11 protein-coding genes are annotated in these 17535 nt (G+C 69.7%); 7 read left to right on the top strand and 4 right to left on the bottom strand.

Annotation, left to right across the window (positions count from 1 at the left end; translation table 11 throughout):
- The first annotated feature begins 635 nt into the window (after positions 1-635).
- The 4 genes from ACPL7H_RS17120 (at position 636) to ACPL7H_RS17135 (ending at position 5654) form a co-directional block, all read left to right on the top strand.
- Complete coding sequence (locus tag ACPL7H_RS17120; RefSeq protein WP_424797995.1) at positions 636-1388, top strand: DUF6270 domain-containing protein; 753 nt, start codon at positions 636-638, stop codon at positions 1386-1388.
- Between the two features lie 329 nt (positions 1389-1717).
- Positions 1718-3415, top strand: coding sequence for a polysaccharide biosynthesis protein (locus ACPL7H_RS17125; protein ID WP_424797996.1), 1698 nt, complete (start codon positions 1718-1720; stop codon positions 3413-3415).
- A complete protein-coding gene (locus ACPL7H_RS17130; protein WP_424797997.1) occupies positions 3385-4425 on the top strand; it encodes a UDP-phosphate glycosyltransferase in 1041 nt (346 codons plus the stop codon). Before ACPL7H_RS17125 ends, ACPL7H_RS17130 begins: the two co-directional genes overlap by 31 nt.
- Positions 4425-5654, top strand: coding sequence for a glycosyltransferase family 4 protein (locus ACPL7H_RS17135; protein ID WP_424797998.1), 1230 nt, complete (start codon positions 4425-4427; stop codon positions 5652-5654). Before ACPL7H_RS17130 ends, ACPL7H_RS17135 begins: the two co-directional genes overlap by 1 nt.
- Positions 5655-6242: 588 nt before the next feature.
- On the opposite strand, the gene ACPL7H_RS17140 is transcribed toward ACPL7H_RS17135, so the two are convergent.
- Both ACPL7H_RS17140 and ACPL7H_RS17145 read right to left on the bottom strand, forming a co-directional pair.
- A complete protein-coding gene (locus ACPL7H_RS17140) occupies positions 6243-7613 on the bottom strand; it encodes an aspartate aminotransferase family protein (RefSeq protein WP_424797999.1) in 1371 nt (456 codons plus the stop codon).
- A gap of 14 nt (positions 7614-7627) precedes the next feature.
- Positions 7628-9160, bottom strand: a complete 1533-nt coding sequence (locus tag ACPL7H_RS17145) for a CoA-acylating methylmalonate-semialdehyde dehydrogenase (RefSeq protein ID WP_424798000.1) — start codon at positions 9158-9160, stop codon at positions 7628-7630.
- An 80-nt stretch (positions 9161-9240) separates the two neighbouring features.
- On the opposite strand from ACPL7H_RS17145, the gene ACPL7H_RS17150 reads away from it, so the two are divergent.
- Positions 9241-11070, top strand: a complete 1830-nt coding sequence (locus ACPL7H_RS17150; protein ID WP_424798001.1) for a PucR family transcriptional regulator — start codon at positions 9241-9243, stop codon at positions 11068-11070.
- A gap of 167 nt (positions 11071-11237) precedes the next feature.
- Positions 11238-12755 (top strand): HNH endonuclease signature motif containing protein, encoded by a 1518-nt coding sequence (locus ACPL7H_RS17155; RefSeq protein WP_424798002.1) that lies wholly within the window; start codon positions 11238-11240, stop codon positions 12753-12755.
- A gap of 158 nt (positions 12756-12913) precedes the next feature.
- On the opposite strand, the gene ACPL7H_RS17160 is transcribed toward ACPL7H_RS17155, so the two are convergent.
- Both ACPL7H_RS17160 and ACPL7H_RS17165 read right to left on the bottom strand, forming a co-directional pair.
- Complete coding sequence (locus tag ACPL7H_RS17160; RefSeq protein WP_424798003.1) at positions 12914-14005, bottom strand: DUF3027 domain-containing protein; 1092 nt, start codon at positions 14003-14005, stop codon at positions 12914-12916.
- Positions 13989-14372, bottom strand: coding sequence for a cold-shock protein (locus tag ACPL7H_RS17165; protein ID WP_424798004.1), 384 nt, complete (start codon positions 14370-14372; stop codon positions 13989-13991). The genes ACPL7H_RS17160 and ACPL7H_RS17165 overlap by 17 nt, the downstream gene beginning before the upstream one ends.
- 328 nt (positions 14373-14700) lie before the next feature.
- On the opposite strand from ACPL7H_RS17165, the gene ACPL7H_RS17170 reads away from it, so the two are divergent.
- Positions 14701-17154, top strand: coding sequence for a helicase-associated domain-containing protein (locus ACPL7H_RS17170; protein WP_424798005.1), 2454 nt, complete (start codon positions 14701-14703; stop codon positions 17152-17154).
- Positions 17155-17535 lie beyond the last annotated feature (381 nt).

Here is a 17535-nt window from a genome sequence, read left to right on the forward strand (position 1 = left end):
TCATCACATGACCCACCACCGTCTCGTGGAATAGGCTTCCTCCGGAACGGTGCCTGTTCAACTGCCTTCGCTCCTTTTGGATCATCGTGCCATCCAGCCAGCAACGCTCCGTGCCAGTAACGCAAAACTCTGCGCCTCGCACACTCCAGGTATCGCTTGACCACACCGGGAGCAAACTTCCGTCTGCTCCGAGTTTAACGGCGATAAGTCGATACCTACTCTAGTCATCGGTCCCGCTCGGAGGCCTCGACGCGCTGCCAGAAAGGCTCATGCCAATCCCCGCAAGAACCGCCTCGTGTAAGCCCTGAGCACGGCGTATGTTTCGCACCAGCCCTGAGGCACGTGTCTGCGAACGGAACGCCTGTGAAGGCGAAATGCCGTGCTCGGTGGCTGCTTTCCAAGTTGAGAGTTGCGCGCGACCCTGCACCCGGCCGTGAGACCCCAGCGGCAAGGTGGTCCAAGTCACCGGCTCTGTCCGAAACGGGGAGCGCGGCGTCCAGCGCTTCCTTTGCACCGAACCATCTCCTCGTCGCTTAGCCGTGTTGCAAGACCGGTGGTCCCGACATCATATCTCTGCAAGCATAAACAGGTTAGCGTTCTCTTGCGCTTCACCGGTGTAGAAGGAGGGAGACGACTTGCCTACAACCTCGCATCGCACACTCCTATACGGTAGTTGCGTCTCCCGCGATATGTACGAGTACCTGAGGTCCGATTACATGCTCAAGGAGTATACCGCGCGGCAATCGCTAATCAGCGCTGCGGCGCCCTCGTTGGATCTAACCGAGGTCCCAGGACTCGAGTCCGCCTTCCAGCGCCGAATGGTGGTGAGCGACTTCGCAAGTTCGATGCGGACGACGTTGCCGCAGCAAGCCACGGATATCGACCTTTTGGTGCTGGACTTGGTTGACGAGCGGCTGGGAGTTGTCCGGTTGGGAGGCGGCGTCTATGTCACCCGCTCCCAAGAATTGCTAGACTCCAAGTTGCTCCAGCACTTTCCGGATGCATCGCCCATGATCCCGTTTGGGTCCAACGAGCACTTCGCGCTCTGGCTGCCCGCTGCGTCGGCCTTCATCGGGCTGCTGCGCCAGACCGGGCTAATCGAGCGCACGCTGCTCATCGAAGCCACCTTCGCCAGTCGAACCGACGTGGGCACTCCGGCCAACAAGTGGTGGAACAAGCCGGCGCGGCACTGGAACAAGGCATTCGCTCGCTACTACCAGGTGTTCAAGGATGCCGGTGTGCGCACGCACGTGATCGGCAAGGACGCCATCTCGGACTCCGCGCACAAGTGGGGCCCTGCCGCCTACCATTACGTCGACCAGGCCTACCTGGGCATCACCCGCACGATCGAGCAGATGGTCGCTAGCTCCAACTCCAACTCCAACTAGCGACACTGCTCAGGTAGCGCCGGGGGTGCCAAACAGCGGGGGTTCTACCTGATGGCAAGTTCCCTCGGTACGCTGAGGAGGTTAGTTGCCCGGTTGCAAGGGGGTCTTTGGGGAGTGACTGTGTGAGTAGGCCGCCCGTACCACCATCCCCAGTCGACGCTGGGCGCGCTGACGCTGGCCGAGGGATCACTCCCCGCCACCAGCGCTCCAGCCGCGCCGACTGGGTGCTCCGCGCATCTTTGGATGTGCTGTGCTGGGTGGTGATTCTTACCGCGTTCACGCTCGCGCGGTTCGACCTGGCGGATGTGCCCGTGCGTGCGGGAGGCCTCATGTGGGCCGTCCTCATTGCCGTGGTGATCCAGACATCGCTGGGTGCAGTACTGGTTTACCGCGGCCAGTACCGGTACGGCTCTCGCGACGAGATCGTCACGTTGGCGATGATCGGTGGCTTCATCGCGATCGCGCTGACGATCTACACAGTCCTACTCCCGTCTCGGCCTATCCCGCTCTCGGTGGCGCTGTTCTCCTTCACCGGTGCAGTCGGTCTCATGGCTGCGGTGCGCTTCTTCGCCCTTCGCCAAGGCAGCAACCAGACCCGCAAACCCAACGGCCCGCGCACCTTGATCCTCGGAGCCGGAGAGGGTGGGGCGCTGGCCATCGAGATGATGCAGACCGACCGGAACAACCACTACGTCCCGGTTGCGCTGCTCGATGATGACCCGCACAAGCGGTTCCTGCGGATCGGTGGAGTGCGCGTGATGGGCACACTGGACGACCTGGCCAAGGTCGCCGAGCGCACCAACGCCGATACCGCGCTGCTGGCCATCCCGAGCGCGAGCAGCGAGGTGGTGCTGCGCACCTCGCGGGCCGCCCGTGAGGCCGGTTTGCAGTTCCGTACCATGCCCTCCACCTCGGCCCTGATGACGGTGGCTCCGGAAGAAGCGCGACGGGAACACCACCTCACCACACAGGCGATGTTCCGCAAGGTGAGCCTCGAGGACCTCATCGGTCGCAACCCGGTCGACACCGACCTCCATGCGATCTCGGCGTACCTGGACGGCAAGGTGGTGCTGGTCACCGGCGCAGGGGGTTCGATCGGATCCCAGTTGGCGCGGGAAATCTCCCAGTTCGCCCCCGGGCGGTTGGTGTTGACCGACCGCGATGAGTCCGGCCTGCACACCACGCAACTGTCCATCGAGGGCACGGCGCTCCTGGATTCGGAGGACGTGGTCCTGTGCGACCTGCGCGTACCGGGCATCGTCGATGAGTTGATCGCCACCATCCAGCCCGATGTGGTGTTCCACGCTGCCGCGCTCAAGCACCTGCCTCTCCTTGAGCGGTTCCCCTACGAGGCACTGTCCGCGAATGTGCACGTCACCTACGACCTCGCCCGCGCGTGCCTCCGGCACGACGTCGCCCGGTTCGTGCACATCTCCACCGACAAGGCCGCCGACCCGATCAGCGTGCTCGGCTACTCCAAACGTGCCGCCGAACGCTTGGTGTCCGGGGTAGCCAACGGGTCGGGCAAGCACTACATCTCCGTGCGCTTCGGCAACGTGCTGGGGTCCCGCGGCTCCGCGCTGCGCACCTGGAGCGCCCAGGTCGCCACCAACCGGCCCCTGACCATCACCGATCCACGCATGTACCGGTACTTCATGTCCATCAACGAGGCTTGCCAGTTGGTGCTGCAGGCAGCCACGATCGGCGGCCCAGGCCAGGCCCTGGTGCTGGACATGGGCGATGCTGTGCACGTGGAGACTATCGCGCGCCGGTACGCCGAACTCAACGGTGCAGTCAACGTCGATGTGGTCTACACCGGGGTGCGCCCCGGCGAGAAACTCCGGGAGAGCCGCCTGGGCTCCGTCGAATCCGATGAACGCCCCCACCACGAACTGATCACGCACGTGCAGGTTCCTCCCCTGCAGCCGCGGCAGTTGACCGATCTGGCCGAGTTGCGCAGCCGGACAGGGCTGCTGCCGGCCGAGGACGTGCTCGCGTGGTTGAAGCGGGTGGGGACCGAAACTTGATAGGCGTGCTGGCCGGTGGCGCCGGCGCAGCGCTCGCCGGTGCCGGCCTGACCTGGGTGCTGATCCGGGTTCTGCACCACTTCGGTGTGGTTGATGCTCCCGTCGCCCGATCACTACACCACCAGCCCGTTGCTCGTGGGGGCGGACTCGCCGTGCTGGTGGCCCTCGGGATCGGGATGCTGGTCGGGGCGACCCTGGGGTCGGGCTATCACGCCATGGGGGCGGCCTGGCTGTTGGCGAGCACGGTGTTGTACGGCGCGCTCGGCTTCAACGACGATCTCACCTCCCTCAGCGCCAGGTTCCGGTTCGCGATCCAGGTGGTGCTGGGATTCCTGGTGGCCCTGGTGGGAACGATCCTCACCGGCTGGAGCCCGGTGTGGGCGTTGTTCGCCGCCGGTGCGCTGCTGGTGGCGGTCAACGTCACCAACTTCATGGACGGCGCCAACGGCCTGGTCTCTACCCACACCGTGGTCACCGGACTCTGGTTCGCGATCCTGGCACTGTCTGCCGACAGCCCCACCACCGCACTGTTCAGCGCCTCCTTGGCCGGCGCCGCGTTGGGGTTCTTGCCGTTCAACGCGGTGGCGCCCAAGATCTTCCTCGGGGACGTGGGCAGTTACGCGATCGGCGCCGCGCTCACCGCTGCCGCGCTGGTGCTGGCAGGCAACGGGGTACCTCTCGCCCCGCTACTGGCTCCCTTCCTGGTGTACCTGCTGGACACCGCCTACACCCTGCAGTTGCGGATCCGGGCCGGGGAACGCTGGTACGAACCGCACAAACTGCACATCTACCAGCGCCTGATCACCGCCGGCTGGTCCCACCCGCGGGTCGCCGGCACCGTGAGCACCGTGGCCGCCGCGATGTGCGTGCTGACCCTGCCGATGCTCCTGGGCGCCCCGGTGGCGTTGCAGGTGGTCACCGCGGTACTTATCCTCGCCGTGGCCGGAGCGTACCTGCGGCTGCCGGTGTGGGCCGCGGCGCCAGTGCCGTGGCGGAAGGCGGCACCCTGATGCGCCTGCTGCTGCTGAGCCACTACTACCCGCCGGAGGTCGGCGCCCCGCAGCGGCGCTGGTCCGCGCTGGTGCCGCATCTGCGCAACCGCGGCGTCCGAATGAACGTGATCACCACTCCCCCGCACTACCCGCACGGCTACGTGCGCGCCGAACACGCCGCCCTTCGCCCGGGCACCCGCTCAGCCGGTGCCTGGGGGGAGGTGGTGCACCGCGTGCGGTATCTGCCCTATGACAAGACGGTGCGTACCCGCGGACTGGACCAAGTCATCGCCGCAGTGGACACCGTCCGAGTCGGCCTGACCAGATTCAGCCGGCACCGCCCGGACGTGATCGTGGCGACCGCCCCCAGTCTGCCCACAGTCCTCGCCGGTGCTGTCCTCGGGCGGTTGCTGGGCGTGCCGGTGGTGGTGGAGATGCGCGATGCTTGGCCGGACCTGATCTCCTACCGGCGCCAATGGCAGGACGACGAATCCAGTTCACTCAGCGGTCTGCTCGCCACCGCGGCTCACCATGTGGTGACGTGGGCGCAGCGCCGGGCCACCGCGCTGGTCACCACGTCGGAGGCCTTCGCCCAACGCCTCCGCGATCGCGGCATGCCGCCGGTACACGTGATCCGCACCGGCACCAACCAGCAGCAGGTGCCGGCGCGTATCGACCACGAAGGTCCGTTACGCGTCCTCTACCTGGGCACCGTGGGCCGATCCCAGGACTTGGCAACCGCCGTGCGAGCCGCCGCGCTGCTACGGCAGCAGGGTGTGGGCGTGCAGATGCGCATCGTGGGCGATGGGGCGCTGCGTCCCGAGATCCGGGAGTTGGCTGACCAACTCCAGGCACCGGTGACGTTCCTGGACCCGGTCTCCCCCGCTGAAACCGCCACGCAGTACACCTGGGCCGACACGGTGCTGGTGAGCCTGCGGCCCTGGGAGCCGATGGCCTGGACGGTGCCCTCGAAACTCCTGGAGGTGATCGGCACAGGCCGGCACGTCACCGGGGCGTTGGCCGGTGAACCGGCGCAGATCCTCACTGACGCCGGCGCCGGGCACGTCGTGCCACCCGGGGATGTGGAGGCCCTCGCCGGGCTGTGGCGCACCCTCGAGCAGGACCGCAGCCTGCTCGATATCGGGGGCAGCGGCGCGCAGTGGCTCGCCATGCACGCCCGCGAGGAGGACCTCGCCGAGCACTACCTCTCCCTCTTGCAGCACGTGACGACCACCGCCCGGCGGTGAGTTCTGCAACCACCGCCGGGCGTCGTCGTCGTCCGTTGTTGCCTTACCGCTGGTTGGAACCGGGGTGGTTCTCGGTCATCGAGGCTAGACGAGGGTTGATTACCTGCTCACCGTGGGTGGCGAGGACAGTCGAAGGATGAGGCCCCTTGGTATAAACTCAGTCCTGCACTCGGATCCATCTTGGCGCTCCTCAACTTGACTCGCGTTGCGCTATGGGACACACTGAAGCCTTGCTCCCCGCCGTCTACGGATTGGCGGGGATTTTTTTCATGGAGGAGCAGTGCTGCGAGCATCCGTGGTGATCGACTACCAGAACGTTCACCTGACAGCGCGCGACGCCTTCGATCCGGGTGGGCCCGAACGCGACTCACTCATCCACCCGATGCAGTTCGCGCGAAACGCGATCCGCGAGCGAAATGCACGCCAACGAACGGGGTTTCCTCAAGCCGAGTTGCACCGCGTCACTGTGTTTCGGGGACTCCCCCACGTGGATCACGACTGGGAACCCCTCGACGGGCGCAGAGATGACCACCGCCCAGCGGTGAGTTCTGCGACTACCGCCGGGCGTCGTCGTCGTCCGTTGTTGCCTTACCGCTGGTTGGAACCAGCGGTGGTGTGCGCATCGGCGACGTGCAGCACCTCATCGAGGATGTCCAGGCCCTGCGTCAGTTCCGCCTCGGTCACGGTGCACGGGGGCACCACGTGGATGCGGTGATAGTTGCTGAAAACCAGCAGACCGGACTTCTTCGCCGCGCCGATGAGTTCACCCATCGCCGCGCTGGTGCCGCCGTAGGGGGCCAGCGGCTCCCGGGTGTCGCGGTCGATCACCAGGTCCAGGGCCCAGAACATGCCCAGGCCGCGCACCTCCCCGATCACCGGGTGGTTCTCGGCCATTGTGGCCAGGCGCGGGCCCACCACCTGCTCACCCAGGGTGGCGGCGTTCTCGATCACGCCCTCGTCGGTCATCGCGGTGATCGCACCAACCGCTGCGGCGCACGCCAGCGGGTGGCCGGAGTAGGTCAGGCCGCCGGGGTAGACGCGCTCATCGAAGGTGGCGGCGATCTCGTTGTTGAGCACCACCCCGCCCAGGGGCACGTAACCGGAGTTGACACCCTTGGCGAAGGTGATCAGGTCCGGCACCACGTCATAGTGCTCGAAAGCGAACCACTTGCCGGTGCGGCCGAACCCGCTCATCACCTCATCGGCGATGTAGACGATGCCGTGCCGGTCGCACAGTTCGCGCACCCCGGCCAGGTAGCCCGGGGGCGGGGGCATAATGCCGGCGGTTCCCGGCACCGTCTCCAGGACGATCGCGGCGATGGTGCCCGGGCCCTCGAACGCGATGGTCTGCTCCAGGTGGGCCAGGGCGCGCTCGGTCTCCTGCTCCTGGGTCTCGGAGTGGAACGGGGAGCGGTACAGGAACGGGCCGAAGAAGTGCACGTACCCGGCGTTGCCGAACTCGTTCGCCCAGCGGCGCGGGTCACCGGTGAGGTTGATCGCCGCCGAGGTGGCGCCGTGGTAACTGCGGTAGGTGGACAGCACCTTGTTCCGGCCGGTGTGCAGGCGGGCCATCCGCACCGCGTTCTCCACCGCCTCGGCCCCGCCGGAAGTGAAGAACACCTTCTCCAGGCCTTCCGGGGCGCGCTCGGCGATGAGGCGGGCGGCCTCGGAGCGGGCGTCGTTGGCGTGGGCGGGGGCGATGGTGCAGATCCTGTCGGCCTGGTCCTTGATGGCCTGGACCACCGCGGGGTGCTGGTGGCCGATGTTGACGTTGACCATCTGGGAGGAGAAGTCCAGGTACTTCTTCCCCTGGTCATCCCAGACGTAGGAGCCCTGCGCCCGGGTGATGACCATCGGGTCCAGGGCGCCCTGGGCGGACCAGGAGTGGAACACGTGCGACCGGTCCAGGTCGTAGGTGCGCTGGGTGTCCGCTGTGCGTGCCGTCTCAGTGGTGGTCATGAGGTGCCTTCGTCTCAGTCGTTCTGGGGGAAGCCGAGGTTGATGCCGCCGTGGCTGGGGTCCAGCCAGCGTTCGGTGACCACCTTGGTGCGGGTGTAGAAACTGACCCCATGATGCCCGTAGGCGTGGGCGTCCCCGAACAGGGAGGACTTCCAGCCGCCGAAGGAGTAGTAGGCCACCGGCACCGGGATCGGCACGTTCACCCCGACCATGCCGACCTGCACCTCGTCGCGGAACCGCCGGGCGGCGCCGCCGTCGTTGGTGAAGATGGCGGTGCCGTTGCCGTAGGGGTTGGAGTTGATGAGTTCCAGGCCCTCTTCGTAGGTGTCGGCGCGCAGCACCGAGAGCACCGGACCGAAGATCTCATCGGTGTACACGCTCATGCCCGGGGTGACCTGGTCCAGCAGGGTGGGGCCGAGCCAGAAGCCGGCCTCGTCGCCGTTGGGGGTGACGGTGCGTCCGTCGGCCACCACCACGGCGCCGTCACGTTCCCCGGCGTCGATGTAGGAGGCCACCTTGTCCCGGTGGTCCTTGGTGACCAGGGGGCCCATGTCGCAGTTGCGGCGGCCATCGCCCACGGTGAGGTTGTTCATCCGTTCGGTGATCTTGGCGACCAGCTCATCGCCCACCGGGCCCACGGCCACCAGGGCCGAGATGGCCATGCACCGCTCCCCTGCGGAACCGAACCCGGCGTTGACCGCAGCGTCCGCGGCCAGGTCCAGGTCGGCGTCGGGCAGCACCAGCATGTGGTTCTTCGCCCCGCCCAGAGCCTGCACCCGCTTGCCCGCTGCGGTGGCGGTCTCGTAGACGTACCGGGCGATCGGGGTGGAGCCGACGAAGGAGACGGCCTTGATGTCGGAGTGGGTGAGCAGGGAGTCCACGGCGACCTTGTCGCCCTGGACCACGTTGAAGACCCCGTCGGGCAGACCCGCTTCGCCGAGCAGTTCGGCCAGCCACAACGAGGCGCTCGGGTCCTTCTCACTGGGCTTGAGCACCACGGTGTTGCCGGTGGCCAGGGCCAGGGGGAAGAACCACATCGGCACCATGGCGGGGAAGTTGAACGGGGAGATGATCGCCACCGGGCCCAGCGGGTGGTTCACCGAGTACACGTCCACGTTGGTGGAGGCGTTCTCCGTCATCCCGCCCTTGACCAGGTCGGCGATGCCGCAGGCGAACTCGACCACTTCCTGGCCACGGGTGATCTCACCCAGGGCGTCGGAGAGCACCTTGCCGTGCTCGGCGGTGATGATCTCGGCCAGTTCGTGCTTGCGGGCGTTCAGCAGTTCCCGGAACGTGAACAGGATGGCCGTGCGCTTGGCCAGGGACGTGTCCCGCCAGGCGGGGAAGGCGGCCGTGGCGGCGGCCACGGCGTGCTCGACGTCCTCGGCGCCGGCCAGGGCCACGCGGGAGGAGACCTGGCCGGTGGCGGGGTTGAACACCTCGGCGCTGCGCTCGGCGTTGCCGGCGTAGGGCTGCCCGTTCACCCAGTGGGACACGGGCGTGCTGGCGGTCGTGGAGGCGGCAGTGGTGGTGTCGGTGGTGGTCATAGTGCCAGTCTCCGCCAGAACCGGCCCCGGCGGTAGGTACATACTGTTCGTTTGGCCGGGAAGTTCCATACACTGTGTCAATGTCGATCACGGTGCGCCAGGTGCTGGACTCCCCCGCCGTGCAGACCGGGATCCCCCGGCTGCTCACCGGTGCGGACCAGTTGGACCGGCCGGTGCGGTGGGTGCACGTGTTCGAAGGCGATGACCCGGCGGCCTTGCTCTCCGGTGGGGAGTTGCTGCTCACCACCCTGGTGGCCCTGCCCGATGACCCGGCGCGCCAGCGCGAGTACATCCGCGGGTTGGCCACGGCCGGGGCGGCGGCGCTGGTGGTGGAACTGGGGCGGCGCTTCGCCTCGGTGCCCCAGGTGATGGTCGATGAGGCCAGTGCGGCGGCGCTGCCGATGGTGGCGCTGCACCGCACGGTCAAGTTCGTCACCATCACCGAAGCGGTGCATGCCCGGATCGTGGACGATCAGCACGAACTGCTCACCTTCACCCGGCAGGTGCATGAGGTCTTCACCCAGGTGGCCGTCGCCGGCGCCGACGCCCAGGAGATCATCGAGCGCACCGCGCAGATGGCCGGCAGCGCGGTGGTGCTGGAGAACCTGGCCCACGAGGTGATCGCCTACACCCGGGCCGATGCGCAGGTGCTGACCGACTGGTCGGCCCGCTCCCGGCTGGTGGACCGGGTGGGCGGCACCCACGAGGTGCCCGAACACGGGTGGCTGGTGACCGGCGTGGGCGGCACCCAGGGCGACTGGGGGCGGTTGGTGCTGGTGGGCAAGCCGGTGGTGCCCCCGTCGGCGGCGCGGATGCTGGTGGAACGGGCCGCGCAGGCGTTGGCGGTGGCGCGGTTGATGGAACGCGATGCGGCCTCGCTGCGCTCCCGGGCCCTGCAGCGTTTCCTCGCCGGGTTCGCCGACACCGGTGCCCGCGCGCCCGATGAGGACGTGCGCGCGGCCGCCGAGGCGTTCGGCCTGGTGCGGGCGCAGCGTTACCTGGCGCTGTGCGTGGCGCGGGGGCGGACCGACGACGGGGGTGCTGGGGCGGGGGCGGGGGCGGCTGGGGCTGGGGTGTCCGGGAGTGGGGTGTCCGGGGCGGGGGTGGCCGGGGCGGGGGCGGCCGGGGCTGGGGTGGGAGCGTCCGGGGTGGGGGCGTCCTCAGGCAGACGCGCCGGGGCGGACTCACCGGGTGCGGACGCGCTCAGCGACCACGGTGCCGACCCGCTCGGCAACCACCGCGCCGACCCGCTCGCCGGCCCGCGGTCGGAGCAGGCCCTGGCCGAGGCGGTCTCGCGCGCTATCGCCCAGGCGCAGCTATCCGCGTTGGTCAGCCCGCTGGATGAGGACCTGGTCGGGGTATTGGTAGCGCTGCCAGGAAGGACGAGCCCGGAGACGGCGCTGGAGACGTTCGCGGCAGCGCTGGGGCGCACCTCGGTCACCCCTGGCGGCGTCCGGCAGGGCGCGGTGGTGGGCGTCACGCCGGAGCGGCACAGCATCTCCCAGGCCGGGGCAGACCTGCCCGAAGCCGCCTACATCGCCCGCGCCGCCGCGCTGATCCCGGCCGAGCACCGCAAGGCGTACCACCGCATCGCCGACATCGGGATCCGCGGGCTGCTGATGCTGCTGGGTGGCGACGAACGCCTCACCGCCTTCGCCGAGCGCCAACTCGCCCCACTACTCATCCACGACGACCAGCACGACACCGGCCTGGTCACCGTGCTGCGCCGCTACCTCGAGGCCGGCGGGGCCATCGCCCCCCTGGCCCGGGCCCTGCACCTGAGCCGACAGGCCCTGTACGCCCGGCTGCGCAGGATGGAACGCATCCTCGGCGTGGACCTGGCCGATGCCGAGACCCGCACCGCCCTGCACGTGGCGCTGCTGGCCAAGGAGGTCGGGTCGGCGACCTGAACGGCCGGGCGCCGCCGTCGTCGTCGGGCCTGGCTTCGACCGGTCCGGAACACAACGAACGGGCAGGGCTCCATCGAATCTGGCCATGATCGAATCGAATCTGTGCAATGTGAAAGAGTTTGGTTCGAACCATTGACTCGAACGCCCGTTCTAGGTAGTGTGGGTTTATGGCAGTCCACCCGCTCCCGCGCATCTCCCCCACCCAGGAGGTCTATGCCGCGCTGGACGGGTTGGTGGGGTTGGACCCGCGTGGGTTGAACGCTGCAGGGCAGGGACAGTTGCTGGTGGATCTGAAGCGGATCGAGTCGCGGGTGCGGGCCTACAAACTCAAAGTCCTCGCCGCCGCCGATCAGGCCAGGACCGCCCAGAGATCCGGTCATGCCGATACCGCCTCGTGGGCGGCCAAGCACACCAACGACGACGGGCGAGAGACCAGCCGAGAGACCAAGCTCGCCACCCGGCTCACCGATCGTGTCCCCACCCAGCGGGCCCTGGATGGAGGCGACATCTCTGCAGAGCACGCCGAGATCATCGTGGGCGCCGGAGAGAAACTGCCCGAAGGCCTCACCGCCGCGGAGCGGAACCGGGTCGAAGCGGACCTGGTGGACAAGGCCAAGCAGATACCCCCCTCAGCGCTTCGCCAACGCGCCCGGCGGCAACTGGAGGCGCTGAAGAAGGACCGCGAAACCGTCGACGCGCACGAAGAGGGCCAAATCGCCGATGAAGAAGCCCGCGCCCGGGCACAGACGCGTCTGACCCTGCGGGACAACCACGACGGCACCGTCACCGGACACTTCACCCTCCCGGTCTTCCACGGCCACCTGCTGCGCAAGATCATCCACACCATGACCGCACCCCGCCGCACCAACGGACCCGCAGACAACAGCACCGGCAACGCAGGCAGCGGTGGCGGGGCGTTCGGTAACGCCGGCGCGGGCCGTCAGGCCTTCGACAACACCGGTGCGGATGAGGACGCGCTCTTCGGTGCCGATGACGCCACCAGCAAAGCCCCCGGTGCCACCGCAGCAGGCACCCGCGCGGCTCCGGGCCCGCAGCCGGTCCCCGGACCGGGCACGGGACTGGGTGCAGAGGCACGCCGCGGCACGGGCGCGACCGACAGTTCGATGGAGGACCTGTCCGGGCTGCCCAACCCCGCCCGGGCAGCCCACGGGCGGCGCACCGACTGGGCCAACACGCACGGCCTGGCCCTGGCAGAACTCATCGAACACCTTCCCACCGACCACCTCAGCCCCAAAACCGCGGCCACGATCGTGGTCACCCTCGATGAAGACGTACTCCGCGGACGACTCGCAGCAGCCGGGCTGGACACCGGAGAAAAGATCTCCGCCGCCCAGGCCCGCCAACTCGCCTGCAACTCCGGCCTCATCCCAACCGTCCTGAACGGAAAGTCGATCCCACTCGACCTGGGGCGCAGCAAACGACTCTTCACCGAACCCCAACGCACCGCCCTGACCGTGCGCCACACCACCTGCGCCGCCGACGGCTGCCAACGCCCCTACGCCTGGTGCGAACTCCACCACGCCATCCCCTGGTCCCACCACGGACCCACCGATCTCGATAACGCGGTGCCACTATGTCATCGCCATCATCGGATGGCCCACGACCACAGATATCACCAGGGCCGAGCATCCGCCGGCGGCTACACCTTCACCATGCGGCAGTAGCGGCAGCGACGCGGTTGCAGCAGTAGCGGCATGAGCGGCGGGAGCGGCAGGAGCCACCCGGGCACATCCACGCTCCGGTAACCACATCATGCCTGCTCAGCCAGCGCCGTCCGCTCTACGGTGGCGTTCGCACGACGGTGGCGTTCCACCCGCCGAGGTTAAACGTCGTCCTTGCGACTCTCCGTGCCATCTGCATCGGTGTCAACACTGCTGTCCGCAGTAGAACTACCTGCATCCGTGTCAACACTGCTGTCGGCAGTCGCAACGTCGTCGGTCCGGGTGGCCTCGGCGCTCTGCGTGCTGCCAGCACCCTCGCCGTCGTCGGTCTGGCTGGCCTGGGTGGCCTGCGGGCTGCCAGCATCCTCGGCGGTCTCGCGCCCGTCACCACTCTCGGCGGTCTCACGCCCGTCGAGCCCGTCGCCGCCGTCGTCGTCCTCTTCTTCGGCGCGGCTGCGCTCGACCGAGACGACCACTTCCAGTTCCAGGTCGTTCAGGTGTGGGTCGGACTGGGTCCACTCCCCACCCTGGCGGCGCACGTCGGTCTCCGAGTGCGCCCCGCAGCCGTGGTCTAGGGAGACCACCTTGCCGTCGTCGGGGGACCACTCGTTCGCGCACACCCCGAACAGGGTGCCCAGCGACCCGGCCAGCGGCACGATGAACCCGCAGGAGGCACAGTCCGCTCCGGCCTGGCGGGCCCCGGAGGTGTCCGGGCCGGCGGGGCCGTTGTACCAGCGGGTGGCGGCGGCATCGAGGGCCTTGCGGTTCATCACCCGGTCCCGGCCCAGGCCCAACTCGCGGATCGCGACCCGGTCGGCCTCGGGATCCCCGGTGGCCACATACCCCCGCTCCAGACGCTCGTCGTCGGGGTCGTAGGGCAACCGGTCGGTGGCGCTCAGGTCCCCCGGGGCCAGCCGGTCGGCCCACGGCACCCACTCCGGGGCCAGCAACGCGCCGTCACCGGGCAGCAGCCCGACCTCAGCCACCGCGGGCGTACGGGAACGCGGGGCGCGGGTCAGCGTGACGAACCAGCGCCAGCCCACGTACCCGGGCGCAGTGGTGGTGAAGTAGTGGGTGCCCAGCCGTTCGCCCTCGAGTTCGAACCCGAGGTACTCACCCAGGTCGGTCCCGGCCTCGCTGGCCACGGCCACCCTCGCCAGGTCCACGGCGCCGGACAGGACGGCGTCCTTGTTCGGCTTGCGCACCGACCCGGTGCGGGCCGGGGGGGCGAAGGTCTCACGCGTCGAACTCATCGGCCACCACCCTCAGGAGTCGGCCCAGGTTCGCCGCTTCGGCCTTCTCCGGGTAGCGCCCACCGCGCAGGCGCCCGCCGGCCCGGTCCAGGGAGCGGATCAGGTCCTCCACGATCACGGCCATGTCCTCCGCGGGGCGGCGCTTGGCGCGCACCACCGAGGGCCCGGAGTCCAGTACCTGCACCGACAGGGCCTGCAGGCCGCGCCGCCCGTCGGCCACCCCGAACTCCACCCGGGTGCCCGGGCGTGGCGTCTCGGCGTCGGCCGGTAGGGCCGAGGCGTGCAGGAAGACCTCTTGGCCGTCGTCGGAGGCGATGAAGCCGAACCCGCGATCAGCATCGAAAAACTTGACCTTGCCGGTGGGCACCTGGATCCCTGACTTTCTGTGCTGTGGTAACTGGGCAGGACCGAACCCGCCGGTATTCAATGGTCCCAGAGTAGCGCCGCGCGTAGGCAGTGACGAACTCAATGGGGCGCGGGTGCAGGTGCGGTGGGGCCCGGTGGCGGCGCGGTCGGCGCGACCCTGACGCTGCCCGGCCCTGCCGCTGCCCGACCCTGACGCCGCCCGACCGCTGCCCCTACCGCTGCCCGGCCGCTGCCCGACCCTGAGGCTGCCCGACCGCTGCCCGACCACTGCCCGACCCTGACGCTGCCTGGCCGCGAGCCGGAGCCACACACTTACTAAGATGGTGCGGATGACCTCCCGCCCTGCCACGCCCGAGACGGTGCCCTCCGGCGCCGACCTTGCCGGCACCCTGCGAGGCTGGGACGACGACGCCCTGGCGCACCTGCTGCGCACCCGCCCGGATCTGGCCACCCCACCGCCGTCGTCGATCACCGCGATGGCCACCCGCGCCGGCTCGCGCGCCTCCGTCACCCACGCGTTGGGGCAACTGGACCGCCCCACCCTGACCGTGGCCGAAACGCTGGCGGTGATGAGCACGCCCTCCTCCCCCACCTCGGTGCGCGCACTCACCGAGGCGCTGGGGTTCGAGGCCGACGACGGCGCCGCGCGCCTGCTCGACCGCGCCCTGGCGCTGGGGTCCCCAGAGGCGATCTCGCTGGTGGAGGGGGCCCGCGAGGCGCTGGCGTCGGCTCCGCTGGGTCTGGGCCCGCCGCTGCGCGCGCTCGGGCTGCGGGCCGCCGATGGATGGCCGACGACGAAGCCCGCCGTGACGGCAGCCCTCACCGGGGCGCCGGAACCAGCAAAGCGGATGCTGACGGCGCTGATGTGGGGGCCGGCGGTGGGATCCTTCGAGCACGTGCCCGAACCGGTGCACTGGTTGCTGGGCGCCAAACTCCTGCACCGGCTCTCCGAGACCCAGGTGGTGCTGCCCCGGGAGGTGGCGCTGGCCCTGCGCGGGGGCCGGCTGGTCCGCGAGGTGCCCACGGCCGCCCCGCTGACGGAGGCGCCGGCGCGCGGTGCCTCGACGGTGGCGGCCGAGGCGGCCCGGGCCGGGGAATCGGTGCTGCGACATCTGGACCAGTTGACCCGGGCCTGGGCGCAGGACCCACCGCCGGTCCTGCGCACCGGTGGCGTGGGAGTGCGGGACATGCGGGCCCTGGCTGGGATGCTCGGCGCGGAGGTGGAACACGCGGCGCTGATCGCCGAGCTGGCCGGGATGCTCGGCCTGGTGGGTCACCACCATGGTGGGGACGGCTCGTTCTGGGCGCCGACCGCGGTGGGGTTGGAGCCCGAGCCCGACCCGGTGCAGGGCCGGTGGGCCCAGATGGTGTGGACGTGGCTGGAGTCGGCGCGCACCCCGTGGCTGGTGGGCACCCGGACCGACAAGGGCGTGCTGCGCGCTGCCCTGGCCCCGGACCTGCAGCGCTCCTGGGCGCCGCAACTGCGTCGCCGGGTACTGGAGGCGTTGGACCGGTGGCCGGCCGGGTCCGCCCCGGACGCCGCGGCCGTGCAGGAGCACCTGGCTTGGCACACCCCGCGTTCGGCCCCGCCGGAGGCCACGGTGGCCGCGGTGCTGGCCGAGGCGGCAGCCCTGGGACTGACCGGAGCCGGGGCGTTGAGTGAGCCCGGCCGGGTGTTGCTGGCGGCGGAGGCGACACCCGCGGCGATAGCCGAAGCCTTCGCCGTCGGCCTGCCCCCGCTGGTGGAGGAGATGTTCATCCAGGGCGACCTCACCGGGATCGTGCCCGGCCGGCCGGACCCGGCGCTGGCGCGGCTGTTGGAGGCGACCGCGCAGGTCGAGTCGCGCGGCTCGGCGATGACGGTGCGGTTCACCCCGGACTCGGTGCGTGCGGCCCTGGACGGTGGGTGGCTGCCGGAGCAGATACTGACCGACCTGGGTCGGTTCTCCCGCACCGGCGTGCCCCAGCCGCTGGAGTACCTGGTGCATGACACCGCCCGCACCCACGGGCAGTTGCGGGTGGGCCGGGCCGCCTCGTTCCTGCGCGCCGGGCAGGACGGGGTACTCACTGCGCTGGTGGGCGAGAAGGGCCTGGCTGACCTGGGGTTGCGGCTGCTGGCGCCCACGGTGGCGGTGGCCGAGGTGGGGCCGCAGGAGTTGATCGAGGCGCTGCGCGCGGCCGGGCACTCGGCGCTGGCCGAGGGCCCCGACGGGCAGGTGGTGGCCCTGGGCAGCCGTCAGGTGCGGGCCAGCCGGGGGCTGCGGGCGGGCACTGGGCTTTCTGCGGGCAGCGGAGCGCGGGGCGGCAGCGGGTTGCGGGCCGGCAGCGGGCTTCCTGCGAGGAGCGGAGCGCGGGGCGGCAGCGGGATTTCTGCGGGCAGCGGAGCGCGGGGCGGCAGCGGGATTACTGCGGAGGGCTCAGCCGGTGGCGGGACGCACGCTGGAGTCCCTGCGGGCACGGTGACGCACAGCGCTGCCGATGATCCCGGTGCACTGGCCGAACTGATCGCCCAGATGCGCACCGGGGAGGAACGGGCGCATCGCAGTGCCGGCAACGGGCACAGCCAGGATCCCGTGTACGCCTTGGAACTCCTGCGCCAGGCCGCCGCCGGGGGCACGCAGGTGGAACTGGTGATCGCCGGATCGGCCGGAGCGCCCGAGCACCGCCGGGTGCGCCCCTTGAGCGTGGCCGGCGGGCGGGTGCGGGTGCTCGATGTGGTGAAGCAGGCCGAGTTGACGGTGGCGGCCCACCGCATCGTCAGCGTCGCGACCCAGCCCGGCTGACGCCGTCTGGCCTCCCCTACCGACCACCACCCGCTCGCGCCGCCCTTCCACCTGCCGTTGAGATCGCGGCACCTGCCTCGAGATCGCACCACCTGGTCAGTGCACTCAGTCCAACTGCCGCGACCTCAGCAGCGGCGCTACGCAGCCCGGCAGTCGCCGTCAGCCCTCCGCTGCCGGCCCTCCCCTGCCGACCACGACCACTCGCGCCGCCCCTCCATCTGCCGGCGCCAACCCTCCATCTGCCTGACGTCGCGGCATATGCCTCGAACTCGCACCACCTCCCCGGTGCACTCAGTCCAACTGCCGCGACCTCAGCGTGATGGACCGCGGCCAGCGGGCCAGGTCCGCGACCTCAGCAGCGGCGGCGGCCAAGGTGCCGGG

The organism is Pseudactinotalea sp. Z1732 (assembly GCF_049724975.1).
Taxonomy (GTDB): domain Bacteria; phylum Actinomycetota; class Actinomycetes; order Actinomycetales; family Beutenbergiaceae; genus CALKWS01.